The organism is Vibrio sp. 14N.309.X.WAT.E.F5 (assembly GCF_030397615.1).
In the GTDB taxonomy this organism is placed as follows: domain Bacteria; phylum Pseudomonadota; class Gammaproteobacteria; order Enterobacterales; family Vibrionaceae; genus Vibrio; species Vibrio lentus.
Window position 1 is genome coordinate 141,413 of the sequence record NZ_JAPNXR010000010.1, and the last position, 14,644, is coordinate 156,056.

At 44.8% G+C, this 14,644-nt stretch carries 11 protein-coding genes; all 11 read left to right on the forward strand.

Going from position 1 to position 14,644, the window contains the following annotated elements:
- The first annotated feature begins 13 nt into the window (after positions 1–13).
- Positions 14–1,222, forward strand: coding sequence for a 1-deoxy-D-xylulose-5-phosphate reductoisomerase (gene ispC, locus OW495_RS13175; protein ID WP_102513497.1), 1,209 nt, complete (start codon positions 14–16; stop codon positions 1,220–1,222).
- Positions 1,219–2,577 (forward strand): sigma E protease regulator RseP, encoded by a 1,359-nt coding sequence (rseP, locus tag OW495_RS13180; RefSeq protein WP_017110383.1) that lies wholly within the window; start codon positions 1,219–1,221, stop codon positions 2,575–2,577. Before ispC ends, rseP begins: the two co-directional genes overlap by 4 nt.
- Positions 2,578–2,625: 48 nt before the next feature.
- A complete protein-coding gene (bamA, locus tag OW495_RS13185) occupies positions 2,626–5,031 on the forward strand; it encodes an outer membrane protein assembly factor BamA (RefSeq protein ID WP_017107187.1) in 2,406 nt (801 codons plus the stop codon).
- A 27-nt stretch (positions 5,032–5,058) separates the two neighbouring features.
- The gene (locus tag OW495_RS13190; RefSeq protein WP_029223473.1) at positions 5,059–5,559 is read left to right on the forward strand and encodes an OmpH family outer membrane protein; all 501 of its coding nucleotides are present in this window, start codon (positions 5,059–5,061) and stop codon (positions 5,557–5,559) included.
- 5 nt (positions 5,560–5,564) lie between these two features.
- On the forward strand, positions 5,565–6,596 hold the full coding sequence (gene lpxD, locus OW495_RS13195; RefSeq protein ID WP_065103097.1) for a UDP-3-O-(3-hydroxymyristoyl)glucosamine N-acyltransferase: 1,032 nt from the start codon (positions 5,565–5,567) through the stop codon (positions 6,594–6,596).
- 93 nt (positions 6,597–6,689) lie between these two features.
- A complete protein-coding gene (gene fabZ / locus OW495_RS13200) occupies positions 6,690–7,142 on the forward strand; it encodes a 3-hydroxyacyl-ACP dehydratase FabZ (protein WP_017107190.1) in 453 nt (150 codons plus the stop codon).
- Position 7,143: 1 nt separating this feature from the next.
- Complete coding sequence (gene lpxA, locus OW495_RS13205; protein ID WP_017107191.1) at positions 7,144–7,932, forward strand: acyl-ACP--UDP-N-acetylglucosamine O-acyltransferase; 789 nt, start codon at positions 7,144–7,146, stop codon at positions 7,930–7,932.
- Positions 7,933–8,055: 123 nt separating this feature from the next.
- On the forward strand, positions 8,056–9,252 hold the full coding sequence (gene lpxB / locus OW495_RS13210; RefSeq protein WP_102513496.1) for a lipid-A-disaccharide synthase: 1,197 nt from the start codon (positions 8,056–8,058) through the stop codon (positions 9,250–9,252).
- A 33-nt stretch (positions 9,253–9,285) separates the two neighbouring features.
- A complete protein-coding gene (rnhB, locus tag OW495_RS13215) occupies positions 9,286–9,906 on the forward strand; it encodes a ribonuclease HII (RefSeq protein ID WP_065110917.1) in 621 nt (206 codons plus the stop codon).
- Positions 9,907–10,065: 159 nt separating this feature from the next.
- Complete coding sequence (gene dnaE / locus OW495_RS13220; protein WP_102513495.1) at positions 10,066–13,545, forward strand: DNA polymerase III subunit alpha; 3,480 nt, start codon at positions 10,066–10,068, stop codon at positions 13,543–13,545.
- 45 nt (positions 13,546–13,590) lie between these two features.
- A complete protein-coding gene (gene accA / locus OW495_RS13225; RefSeq protein ID WP_017107195.1) occupies positions 13,591–14,550 on the forward strand; it encodes an acetyl-CoA carboxylase carboxyl transferase subunit alpha in 960 nt (319 codons plus the stop codon).
- The last annotated feature ends 94 nt before the right edge of the window (positions 14,551–14,644 follow it).

The window sequence follows — 14,644 nt, forward strand, 5'->3', positions numbered from 1 at the left end:
ACGGTCATATGCGATGCGAAATCTAACTATCCTTGGTGCTACAGGCTCTATCGGTGCAAGTACACTGAAAGTGGTCGAGAAAAACCCGACGCTCTATTCAGTTGTCGCACTAGCAGCAGGTTCGAATGTCGACAAGATGTTGGCGTTAGTTGAAAAGTGGAACCCTAGCTACGTAGCTATGGCGTGCCCAGATGCAGCGTCTCGATTAGCTGAAATTTTGTCTGCCAGTCATCCTAAAACAGAGGTACTCTCTGGCCCTGAAGGGATGTGTCAGGTCGCTTCTTTAAAAGAAGTCGATACTGTGATGGCTGCGATTGTTGGAGCGGCAGGTTTACTTCCTACAATGGCTGCAGTTAAGGCTAGTAAGCGTATTTTGCTTGCTAATAAAGAAGCCTTAGTGATGTCAGGGCAGTTGTTCATCGACGCAGTCGAAAAATATGGCGCTGAGCTACTTCCTGTCGATAGTGAACACAATGCTATCTTTCAATGCTTACCGAAAAATGTACAAACCAATCTAGGTCGTTGTAATCTGGAAGAGAACGGTATCAACCATATTCTCTTGACGGGTTCTGGCGGCCCTTTCCGCTATACCGATGTCGCAGAGCTTGAATCCGTTAGTCCTGAGCGTGCTATTGCCCACCCTAACTGGTCAATGGGACCTAAGATCTCTGTTGATTCAGCAACGATGATGAATAAAGGCTTAGAGTACATTGAGGCTAAGTGGTTATTTAATGCCTCTCAAGAGCAGCTCAAAGTTATTATCCACCCTCAGTCTGTGATTCATTCTATGGTTCAGTACAAAGATGGCTCGGTACTGGCTCAAATGGGGGAACCTGATATGGCGACGCCAATTGCTTTGACCATGTCTTACCCTGATCGCACTGAAGCGGGTGTGAAGCCGTTGGACTTTACTAAGATTGGCGAACTGACGTTCTTAGAGCCTGATTTAACTCGTTACCCATGTTTGAGATTAGCGATCGAAGCGTGCTACTTAGGTCAGCATGCGACAACAGCAATTAATGCGGCAAACGAAATTGCAGTCGATGCTTTCTTGAACAATCAAGTGAAGTTTACCGATATTGCTATCATTAACGAGCATGTTATGAGCAAAGTATGTGAACAATATAACTCTGAGGGCTTAGATAGCTTGGAAAGCCTTCTTGAGCTCGATAATATGTCTCGTCAAATAGCCATTCAATTTATTAAAGAGCAGCTAGCATGAGTGGAATTCTGTGGAACTTCGCATCTTTTATTGTAGCGCTTGGCATTCTGGTCGCTGTTCACGAGTTTGGACACTTCTGGGTTGCTCGCCGTTGTGGTGTGAAAGTCGAAAAATTTTCGATTGGTTTTGGTAAATCAATCTGGAGCAAAGTTGGTCGTGATGGCACGGAATACAGCTTGTCAGTGATTCCATTAGGCGGCTACGTTAAAATGCTTGATGGTCGTGTTGATGACCTTTCTGACGAAGAACAGCAATACGCTTTTGATAAGAAGCCGTTATGGAAACGAACAGCGATAGTGGGTGCAGGTCCTGCATTTAACTTTATCTTTGCAGTGTTCGCGTACTGGTTAGTATTTTTAATCGGCGTACCCGCGGTTAAACCGGTAATTGGAGAAGTCACTCCTCAATCTATCGTGGCACAAGCCGGAATTGAAAGTGGAATGGAACTTAAATCTATTTCAGGAATCAAAACCGCAGATTGGGAATCAGTAAACATGGGTTTGATATCACATATCGGTGATCAATCCATGACAGTAACGGTTTCTTCTCCAGATGATATTGGCTTTGAGCAACAAATGACATTGGACATTTCAGACTGGTCGTTTAACCCAGAAACTGAATCTGCAATGACAACGCTTGGTTTTAGACCGTATTCGCCAGAAATATCGACAACGCTTGCTCAAATTATTGAAGACGGTGCTGCATACTCTGCAGGATTTGAAGCGGGTGATAAAATTGTCGAAATTAATGAGCAACCTATTGAACAGTGGCAATCGGTAGTTGAGTTAATTCGAGCGAATCCGGAAACTTCGATAAACGTCAACGTGTTGCGAAATGGTGTGAAGCAGCAATTGGTTCTTACTCCAAAAAGTCGAGAGCTTTCTGATGGTTCCACAATCGGCTATGCGGGTATTGCTCCAGAAGTCGCAGAATGGCCAGAAGATTATCGCTTTGAGTTACAATTTGGTGTAATTGAGTCTGTAGGAAAAGCATTTGATAAAACAGGTCAGATCATTGGTTTGACGCTGACAATGCTAAAAAAGCTCATCGTTGGTGATGTTGGCTTAAATAACCTAAGTGGCCCTATTTCGATTGCTAAAGGTGCAGGTACAACCGCCGATTATGGTCTGGTTTACTTCTTGGGATTTTTGGCTCTGATCAGTGTTAACTTAGGTATCATTAATTTGGTTCCGCTGCCTATGCTTGATGGCGGACATTTGCTCTTTTTCGCTATTGAAGCCATTACTCGTAAACCCGTTCCTGAGAAAGTTCAGGAAATAGGGTATCGACTGGGAAGTGCAATTATCTTCTCTTTGATGGCTCTGGCAATATTTAACGATTTTACTCGTCTGTAAATGGTTTCTTACAGACATTGTTAGTAGCAAGGAATAATTAGAATAAGTATGGCGATTAAGCAAATTCTGTTCGCAAGTCTATTGGCCACTAGTGTGGCTGCGAACGGAGCACAAAACTTTGTAGTTCAAGATATTAAGATCGAAGGTTTACAGCGTGTTGCACTTGGTGCTGCTCTACTGAAAATGCCGGTGCGTATTGGCGATCAAGTAGAAGAAGGCGATGTATCTGAGATCATTCGTGCATTATATGCTTCAGGTAACTTTGAGGACGTTAAAGTACTGCGTGATGAAGGTGTATTGATTGTTCAAGTAAAAGAACGACCAACTATCGCAAGCATTTCATTCTCGGGTAACAAAGCGATTAAAGAAGAGCAACTTCAACAGAACCTAGATGCATCTGGAGTTCGTGAAGGTGAAGCGCTTGATCGCACAACGCTGAGTAACATCGAGAAAGGTCTTGAAGATTTTTACTACAGCGTAGGTAAATACAACGCGACAGTAAAAGCGGTTGTGACTCCATTGCCACGTAACCGTTCTGACCTTAAGTTTGTGTTTACTGAAGGCGTATCTGCGAAGATTCAGCAAATTAACTTTATCGGAAACGAAGTCTATTCTGATGCTGAACTTCTTAGCCGTTTTAACCTAAACGTAGATGTTGCATGGTGGAATTTCCTTGCGGATGAAAAATACCAAAAGCAAGTTTTAGCGGGTGATATCGAAGCTCTGAAATCTTACTATCTTGATCGTGGTTACCTGAAGTTTAAGGTGGATTCGACACAAGTTGCGATCTCTCCAGACAAGAAAGGCGTTTACATCACGCTGGGTATTGATGAAGGCGAAGCATACACCGTTAAAGATGTCGCGTTTCGTGGTGAGCTAATTGGCCGTGAGGCTGACTTTGATGCATTAGTCCCATTTGAAGATGGCGATACGTACAACGGCTCTTCTGTAACTTCTTTAGAAGAAGGCGTTAAGCGAATTCTTGGTGAATCAGGTTATGCCTACCCACAAGTTCGTACTATTCCTGAATTCGATGATGAGACCAAAGAAGTTTCGCTTGTTATCAATGTAGAAGCGGGCAGCCGTATCTACGTTCGTGATATTCGCTTTACGGGTAACAACTCGACCAAAGATGAAGTTCTACGTCGTGAAATGCGTCAAATGGAAGGCAGCTGGCTTAACTCTCGATCGATTGATACTGGTAAGAGCCGACTTAACCGTTTAGGTTTCTTCGAAACGGTTGATGTACAAACAGTACGTGTTCCTGGTAGTGACGATCAAGTCGATTTGGTTTACAACGTAAAAGAAGCAAACTCAGGTAGCATTAACTTTGGTGTCGGCTACGGTACTGAATCTGGTGTGAGTTTCCAAGTTGGCCTACAACAAGACAACTTTGCTGGTTCTGGTAACCGTGTTGGCGTAAGTGCCATGATGAACGATTACCAAAAGAACGTGAGCTTGGACTACCGTGACCCATACTGGAACCTTGATGGTGTAAGTTTGGGCGGTAAGATCTTCTACAACGAGTTTGAAGCATCTGAAGCGGGTATCGTCGACTATACCAACCAAAGTTATGGTACGAGCCTAACATGGGGTTTCCCTGTGGATGAGCTTAACCGTATCGAATTTGGCGTAGGCTACACGCACAACAAGATCGGTAACGTTCCGACGTATATCCAAGTTGAACAGTTCGCTAGAAGTATTGACCAATATGGTGACGAACACATCCTAACCGATGACTTCGATATCAATATCTCTTGGACTCGCAACAACCTTAACCGTGGTTTCTTCCCTACAGAAGGTAACCACCAACGTGCTTTTGCTAAAATGACCGTACCGGGCTCTGATGCTAAGTACTTCAAAGCGCAGTACGATGTAAAACATTACATCCCGCTGACCAAAAAGCATGAGTTCACACTATTGATGCGTGGCCGATTAGGCTATGGTAATGGTTATGGCCAAACGGATGGTAATGATAACTTGTTCCCATTCTACGAGAACTACTACGCGGGTGGTTTTACAACGCTGCGTGGCTTTGGTTCTAACTCAGCTGGTCCAAAAGCCGTTTACGGAAACAGCACGGGTAACAACCCTACATACGATTCTGCTACCGATGACTCGGTTGGTGGTAACGCGGTTGCTTTGGCGAGTTTAGAGCTAATTGTACCTACACCGTTTGCTTCTGATGAAGCGCGTAGCCAAATTCGAACCAGTGTCTTCTTCGACATGGCAAGTGTATGGGATACCGAGTTCGTAGACCGTGGCGCACCTAACAGTGGCAGCCAGTACTACTACGATTACTCAGATCCAACCAATTACCGTTCATCTTATGGTGCAGCCCTTCAGTGGATGTCTCCGATGGGCCCACTGGTTTTCTCTCTAGCGAAACCAGTTAAAATTTACGAAGGTGATGATGAGGAATTCTTCACATTTACCATTGGTAGAACTTTCTAATATTTAAAGGACAATATTTTGAAAAATATGATTAAAGCAGCAGGTTTAGGCCTTGTAGTTCTTAGCTCTTCTTTCTTTGCAACAGCTGCAGAAGCTGCGCAAAAAGTGGGTTATGTAAACACTGCACAAGTATTCCAGGCTCTACCTCAGCGTGAAGTTGTTCTTCAAAAAATGCAGGAAGAGTTCAAAGATAAAGCGGCTGAGCTTCAAAGCATCCAAGCTGAAGCTAAGACCAAGATCGAAAAGCTTAAGCGTGATGGCGAATTGCTAGGTCCTGATGAAATTGAAAAACTTCGTATCGAAGTTGGTCAATTGGACAGCAAGTACAAAATCAAAGCTCAAGCACTAGAAAAAGCAAGCCAACGTCGTGAGGCACAAGAGAAGCAGAAGCTATTCAAAGTGATTCAAGATGCTGTAACAAAAGTTGCAGAGAAAGAAGGCTACGACATGATTGTTGATATTCAAGCTCTGCAATATGGCAAGCCAGAATACAACATCTCTGAGAAAGTAATTAAAGCACTGAAATAAGTTTTATGAAGAATCTGACTTTAGCCGAATTGGCAACGATTACCGGGGGAGAGCTACACGGAGACGGTACTATTACTGTTTCAGCGGTTGCTCCTATGGATAAAGCGCTAGAAGGCAACATTACGTTCCTTTCTAACGTGAAGTACAGCAAACACCTAGGTGACTGTAAAGCATCCGCTATTATGGTTAAAGAGAGTGAACGCGAACTGTGTAAAACCAATGTAATTGTGGTTAATGACCCTTATGTTGCTTTTGCTAAAGTTGCTCAAGCGCTGGACATTACTCCTGCACCGGCTGCGGCTATCGCTGATTCAGCTTCAATCTCCGGTGATGCAACCATTGGACAAAATGTGTCTATTGGTGCAAATGCTGTGATTGAATCTGGTGTTGTCCTTGGTGATGACGTGATCATTGGTGCCGGTTGTTTTATTGGTAAAAATGCTCAAATTGGTGCTGGCACTAAGCTGTGGGCTAATGTAAGCATTTATCATGAAGTGATCATTGGCACTGCGTGTTTGATTCAATCAAGCACAGTGATTGGTTCTGATGGCTTTGGTTATGCGAACGAGAAAGGTGAGTGGGTTAAGATCCCTCAAGTTGGATCGGTTCGCGTTGGTAATCGCGTAGAAATTGGCGCGTGTACGACCATCGACCGTGGCGCACTGGACGATACAGTGATTGAAGACAACGTTATCTTAGATAACCAACTTCAAATTGCTCACAATGTTCACATCGGATATGGTTCGGCCATTGCTGGTGGTACTATTGTGGCTGGCAGCACTACGATAGGTAAGTACTGTATTATTGGTGGCGGTTGTGTGATTAATGGTCACATTGAAATCGTTGACGGCGTTACAATCACCGGTATGGGGATGGTAATGCGCAGCATCACTGAGAAAGGCATGTATTCATCTGGTATTCCTTTACAGCCAAATAAAGACTGGCGTAAAACAGCGACGCGAGTTCATCGTATTGATGAAATGAACAAGCGTTTGAAAACCGTTGAAAAACTTATCGAGAAGAGCGCGGAATCATAATTCCAGCATTTCTAATAAAAGGCTCGCGTACAGCGAGTCTTTTTCGTTTATAATCCTTCTAATTAAATAAAGAATATACATAGGAATACGACTTTGACTACTGAACAGACAACGATGAACATTACTGAAATTCAGGAACTATTACCTCATCGCTACCCATTCTTAATGGTTGATCGTGTGACTAGCTTTGAAAAAGAAAAAACACTGACCGCGATTAAGAATGTTTCTGTTAACGAACCTCAGTTCACAGGCCACTTCCCGCAGCTTCCTGTATTCCCGGGCGTGTTGATCTTAGAAGCAATGGCTCAAGCTACAGGTCTTCTTGCATTTAAATCTTTTGGTGCGCCTTCTGGCAACGAACTTTACTACTTCGCAAGTGTTGATAAAGCAAAATTCCGTAAGCCAGTAGTACCTGGTGACCAATTGGTTATCGAAGTTGAGTTCCTAAAAGAACGTCGTGGCATTGCATCATTTAACGGTGTGGCTAAAGTTGACGGCGCTGTAGTGTGTTCAGCTGAACTTAAATGTGCTCGTAGAGAGTTTTAATATGATTCATGAAACAGCGAAAATTCACCCGGCAGCAGTAATCGAAGGTGATGTAACTATCGGTGCTAACGTGACGGTTGGGCCTTTCACTTACATTGCTGGTACTGTGACTATTGGTGACGACACAGAGATTATGTCGCACGTTGTGATTAAAGGTCACACAACCATAGGTAAAGAAAACCGTATCTTCCCACACGCTGTGATTGGTGAAGAAAACCAAGACAAGAAGTATGGCGGCGAAGCAACAACAGTAGTGATCGGTGATCGCAACGTGATTCGTGAAGCCGTTCAAATCCACCGTGGTACGACTCAAGACAAAGCAACCACAGTGATTGGTGACGACAACTTACTTTGTGTAAATGCTCACGTAGCGCATGATGTAATCGTTGGTAACCACACTCACATTGGTAACAACGCTATCCTTGGCGGTCACGTGACGGTTGGCGATTATGCTGGCGTAATGGCACTGTCTGCGATTCACCCGTTCTGTTCAATTGGCGCTTATGCGTACATTGGCGGTTGTTCTGCAGTTGTTCAAGATGTACTGCCGTACGTGCTTGCACAGGGTAACCACGCTGCTCCATTTGGTTTGAACCTTGTTGGCTTGAAGCGTAACGGATTTGAGAAACCTGAAATTCGTGCACTACAGAAAGCGTACAAAGAGTTATACCGTTCAGGTAAAACACTTGAAGAAGCGAAAGCGGCTTTAGTTGAAATGGCAAAAGAGTTTACTTCGGTTACTCCTATGCTAGAAATGCTAGAGAACTCTGAGCGCGGTATTATTCGTTAATACTTGATGTGATTGTGTACCAATCAGCGCAAGTATGACAATAATTACTTAATCAGATTGGTATAACAAAAAGATCGCTACTCATTAGGCGGTCTTTTTTGCTTTAGGCGAGAAGGGAAAACTATGGCACAGCAAGATACACAAACTAACACCTCGAATTTTGTTTCGAACGAACCACTGCGTGTGGGTATCGTTGTTGGGGAACTTTCTGGCGACACACTGGGTGAAGGCTTTATAAAAGCGATTAAATCACAATACCCAAATGCAGAATTCGTCGGTATTGGCGGCCCCAAAATGAAAGCCCTTGGTTGTGAGTCTCTTTTCGAAATGGAAGAGCTTGCTGTGATGGGTTTGGTTGAAGTACTTGGACGTTTGCCTCGCTTACTTAAAGTGAAAGCGGAACTGGTGAAGTATTTCACCCAGAACCCACCCGATGTGTTTGTTGGTATTGATGCGCCTGACTTCAACCTGAGACTTGAACTCGATCTTAAGAACGCTGGCATCAAAACAGTGCATTACGTGAGTCCTTCAGTATGGGCTTGGCGTCCAAAACGTATCTTTAAAATCGATAAAGCAACCGACTTGGTATTAGCTTTCCTACCGTTTGAAAAAGCGTTCTACGATAAATATAACGTTGCCTGTGAATTCGTTGGCCACACGTTGGCAGACTCGATTCCTTTGGAACCGAGTAAACGAGACGCTCGAGAGCTTTTAGGTCTTGATCTAGATAAGCAATGGTTAGCGGTATTGCCGGGTAGTCGTGGTGGTGAAATGAGTTTGATTGCTCAGCCATTTATCGAGACTTGTCAGCGTATTAAGCAGAAATATCCTGATATTAACTTTGTTGTTGCGTTGGTTAATGAACAGCGTAAAAAACAGTTTATCGAGATATGGCAATCGACGGCGCCTGAGTTGGAATTCACACTCGTGGAAGATACTGCGAGAAACGTGATTACCGCTTCTGACTCAGTTCTATTAGCTTCTGGTACCGTTGCGCTTGAATGTATGTTGCTTAAGCGCCCGATGGTCGTAGGCTACAAGGTAAACAAGCTCACTGGCTATATCGTGAAGAAATTGTCGATAACAGAATTTGTCTCGTTACCGAATATCCTAGCGGGTGAGGAAATCGTAAAAGAACACATTCTTGAAGAGTGTCACCCAGATTACCTTTTCCCATCGGTCGACAAGATGCTTTCAACGGACAACGCGCCACTGATTGAGCGCTTTACTGAAATGCATCACTGGATCCGTAAAGACGCGGATAAACAAGCGGCTAACGCGGTATTGAAACTGATTAACCGACCGTTTGTTGAGTCATAAAACGCTTGTTTACAGAACATTAAGAGAAGAATGATGGCAGTAAAAGAGAAAAAAGAGCTTCCTCCGTTTGAATACCCTCAAGGTTACCAGTTGTTTGCTGGTGTGGATGAAGTGGGTCGTGGTCCATTAGTCGGTGATGTCGTGACTGCGGCCGTTATCCTCGATCCTAATAACCCTATCGAAGGCTTAAACGACTCAAAAAAATTGTCCGAGAAGAAACGTCTTGCCCTGCTTCCTGAGATAAAAGAGAAAGCATTGGCGTGGTCGGTTGGCCGTTGCTCTCCACAAGAAATTGATGAGTTAAATATTCTACAAGCGACCATGGTTGCTATGCAGCGAGCTATCGCAGGGCTAAGCGTTCAGCCAGACATGGCTCTGATCGACGGTAACCGTGTTCCAGAATTACCGATGGATGGTTTGGCGATTGTGAAAGGGGACTTGCGAGTTGCTGAAATCAGTGCGGCATCTATCATCGCTAAAGTAGTTCGTGACCAAGAGATGGAAGAACTTGATAAGCTTCATCCAGAGTTCGGCTTTGCTCAACATAAAGGTTACCCGACCAAAGCGCATTTCGAAGCGATTGAAAAACATGGTGTAACTGAGCATTACCGCAAAAGCTTTAAGCCAGTAAAACGTGTTCTTGGCATTGACTAGAGCGCATTGATTAAACTTTATATTGCTCTGGCTTCCTATTGATAGTGGCTTCCTATTGATTGGAACTGGCTATCGAATAAAGTTGCCTACTTGCAGTAGAAAAAAATAGAATACACACAGTTGTAATCCTAGGCTCAAACCTAGAACTCAGGAAAAATAATGTCAGATCCAAAATTTGTTCACCTTCGCGTACACAGTGACTTTTCTATGGTGGATGGCCTATCAAAGGTACCACCATTGGTTAAGAAAGTTGCTGAGATGGGTATGCCTGCTCTAGCACTGACCGACTTTACCAACCTATGTGGTTTGGTGAAATTCTACGGTACAGCCCATGGGTGTGGGGTTAAGCCAATTATTGGTGCTGACTTCCTGATGCAGTCTCCTGAGTTTGGCGACGAATTGACCAAACTCACCGTTATTGCAACGAGTAACAAAGGTTACAACAACCTAACGTTATTGATTTCAAAAGCTTACCTTCGTGGTCACGTACAGCATCAGCCAGTGATTGATAAAGAGTGGCTGATTGAGCATGCCGAAGGCCTGATTCTTTTATCGGGTGCGAAAGAAGGTGAGATTGGCAAGGCGTTGCTGAAAGGCAACCGAGAGTTGGTTGCAAGTAGTGTCGAGTTTTACAAAACGTACTTCGCAGACCGTTTTTATCTGGAGCTGATCCGTACTGGGCGTCCGGATGAAGAGTCCTATCTGCACTTTGCGCTGGAACTGGCTGAGCAAGAAGATTTGCCAGTTGTTGCGACCAACGAAGTGGTATTCATTTCTGAAGACTTGTTTGACGCCCATGAAATTCGTGTAGCGATTCACGACGGCTTTACCATGGTTGATCCACGTCGACCAAAAAACTACAGCCCGCAGCAGTATCTACGTAGTGAAGAAGAGATGTGTGAGCTGTTCTCAGACATTCCTGAAGCTCTGGAAAACAGTGTTGAGATCGCTAAGCGTTGTAATGTCACCGTGCGATTGGGCGAATACTTCTTGCCTAACTTCCCTACGGAAGGTTTAGCGATTGAAGACTTCCTGATTAAGAAATCAGAAGAAGGTCTTGAACGACGTTTAGCATTCCTATTTCCTGATGAGAAAGTCAGAGCTGAACGCAGGCCTGAATACGATGAGCGACTCAAGATCGAGCTTGAAGTTGTCAACAACATGGGTTTCCCAGGTTACTTCTTGATCGTAATGGAGTTTATCCAGTGGTCAAAAGATAATGATGTACCAGTAGGTCCTGGTCGTGGTTCTGGTGCCGGTTCTTTGGTGGCTTACGCGCTTGATATCACCGATCTTGATCCACTTGAATATGACTTGCTGTTCGAGCGTTTCTTGAACCCAGAACGTGTATCTATGCCCGATTTCGATATCGACTTCTGTATGGATAAGCGTGACCAAGTTATTGATCACGTGGCTGAAATGTACGGTCGTGATGCTGTTTCTCAGATCATTACCTTCGGTACCATGGCGGCGAAAGCGGTAATTCGAGATGTAGGTCGTGTGTTAGGCCACCCATTTGGCTTCGTTGACCGTATTTCTAAGCTGGTTCCGCCTGATCCGGGTATGACGCTAGAGAAAGCATTCCTCGCAGAGCCTGCATTGCCTGAACTTTATGATGGTGATGAAGAAGTTCGTGAGCTGATTGATAAATGTCGAATTCTAGAAGGTTGTACGCGAAACGCAGGTAAACACGCAGGTGGTGTTGTAATCTCACCGACCACGATTACTGATTTTGCACCTATCTATGCTGATGCGGAAGGCAACTTCCCGGTAACGCAATTCGATAAGAATGACGTAGAAACAGCAGGCTTGGTTAAGTTCGACTTCTTGGGTCTACGTACACTGACAATCATTGACTGGGCGTTAGGCCTAGTAAACCCTCGCTTAGCGAAAGAGGGGAAAGATCCGGTTCGTATCGAGTCGATTCCTCTGGATGATCAAGCGTCATTTAACCTATTACAGAATTCAGAAACGACGGCGGTATTCCAGCTGGAATCTCGCGGTATGAAAGACCTGATCAAGCGTCTACAGCCCGACTGTTTTGAAGATATCATCGCATTGGTGGCCTTGTTCCGTCCGGGCCCTCTGCAATCAGGCATGGTAGATAACTTTATCGACCGTAAACACGGACGAGAGGCGGTATCTTACCCTGATGAAACGTGGCAACACGAATCATTGAAAGAAACACTAGAACCGACTTACGGCATCATCCTGTATCAAGAACAGGTAATGCAAATCGCTCAGATCCTTGCGGGTTATACGCTTGGTGGAGCCGATATGCTGCGTCGTGCGATGGGTAAGAAAAAGCCCGAAGAGATGGCAAAGCAGCGCGGTACCTTCAAAGAAGGTGCTGAAGCCAATGGTGTTGATGGCGAACTGTCCATGAAGATCTTTGACTTGGTAGAGAAGTTTGCGGGCTACGGCTTTAACAAATCTCACTCGGCTGCATACGCACTGGTTTCTTATCAAACACTGTGGTTGAAAACACACTACCCTGCGGAATTCATGGCGGCAGTAATGACCGCGGATATGGATAACACCGAGAAGGTTATTGGCCTTGTCGATGAGTGTTTCCGTATGAAGCTCAAGCTCCTTCCACCTGACATCAACTCGGGCCTCTACCGCTTTAATGTCGATGAAGATGGCGCAATTGTTTATGGCATCGGTGCGATTAAAGGGGTTGGTGAAGGCCCAATTGAAGCCATTATCGAAGCGCGTAATAAAGGTGGTTACTTTAAAGACTTGTTCGACTTCTGTGCACGACTTGATCTGAAAAAAGTGAACAAGCGTGTTATCGAAAAGTTGATTCTGTCAGGCGCCTTAGATAGATTAGGTCCTCACCGAGCAGCGATGATGGCCTCATTGAAAGATGCGGTTAAGGCGGCAAGCCAACATCACCACGCTGAGTCTTTTGGTCAATCGGATATGTTTGGTGTTTTGACCGACGCTCCGGAAGAGGTGGAACACAAGTATACTCAAGTGCCTAAATGGCCTGAAAAGGTTTGGCTAGAAGGTGAACGCGAAACGCTTGGTTTGTATTTAACGGGTCACCCGGTTAATGCGTACATTAAAGAGCTCGCGAAATACACCAGCTGTCGCTTGAAAGATGCGACGCCGACACGTCGTGACCAGTCATTAACGATTGCAGGCTTAGTAATTGCTGCTAGGGTAATGACCACGAAGCGTGGAACTCGAATTGGTTTGATGACCCTCGACGACCGATCGGGGCGAATGGAAGTGATGTTGTTCTCGGATGCGCTCGATCGCTACGCTGAATTGCTCGAAAAAGATAAAATAGTGGTCGTTTCTGGACAGGTCAGCTTTGATGATTTCAATGGTGGGCTTAAAATGTCCGCGCGCGAGGTCATGGACTTAGGAAGCGCCCGTGAGAAATATGCTCGTGGGGTGTCGATATCTATCGACCAATCCCAAATTAATGGTCAATTTTTTGAACGCTTTAGTCAAATCTTAGAACCTTATAGAGCCGGAACGGTCCCAGTCAATGTATACTACCAGCGTGCCGACGCTAGAGCGCGGTTAACATTGGGCACAGAATGGCGTGTGACGCCAAGTGATACATTACTAGACGAATTAAAACAGCTGCTTGGAAATAGCCAAGTAGAACTCGAATTTAACTAAAATTTAGCTCCATGATTGTGGAGCTGAATCAACAAGGATTCATAGATGAGCCTGAACTTTCTAGAATTTGAAAAGCCTATCGCTGAACTTGAAGCAAAAATCGAAGCGCTACGTGACGTTTCACGTCACGGTGGTGACACAGCGGTAGATCTAGACAAAGAAATTGAACAACTAGAGAAAAAAAGCTTAGAGCTTAAACAGAAAATCTTTAGTGACTTAGGTGCATGGCAGGTAGCTCAACTTGCTCGTCACCCTCAACGTCCGTACACCAAAGATTACCTGGAGCATGCCTTCACAGAATTTGAAGAGATGGCGGGCGATCGCGCTTACGCTGACGACAAAGCAATTGTGGGTGGTATGGCTCGTCTAAATGGTCGTCCTGTTATGGTTATTGGTCACCAGAAAGGTCGTGAGACTAAAGAGAAAGTGATCCGTAACTTTGGTATGCCAAAGCCAGAAGGTTACCGTAAGGCACTTCGCTTAATGGAAACGGCTGAGCGTTTCAACATGCCAATTATTACTTTCATCGATACTGCGGGTGCATACCCAGGTGTTGGTGCTGAAGAACGTGGTCAATCTGAAGCGATCGCAAAGAACCTTAAAGTAATGGCCGGCCTTTCAGTTCCAGTTATCTGTAACGTTGTTGGTGAAGGCGGTTCTGGTGGTGCACTAGCGATCGGTGTTGGCGACTACGTGAACATGCTTCAGTACTCTACGTACTCAGTAATCTCTCCAGAAGGTTGTGCTTCTATCCTGTGGCGTGATTCAGATAAAGCGCCACAAGCTGCAGAAGCGATGGGCCTAGTTGCTCCTCGCCTGAAAGAGCTAGAGCTTATCGACGAAATCATTCCTGAGCCTCTAGGTGGCGCGCACCGCGATCCAGTACAAACGGCTCAGAACATGAAAGACATGCTAGTTAAACAGCTAGAAGAGCTAGAGCAGTTTGATAACGAATCGCTTCTTGAGCGTCGTTACCAACGCCTAATGAGCTACGGTTACTGCTGATAAGCGTGCCTTGAAATGAGGCAGCTTCAAGTAACAAGATGATGAAAGGGTTGGACTCAGTGCCAACCCTTTTTTATTATTAGAACATTCCCCT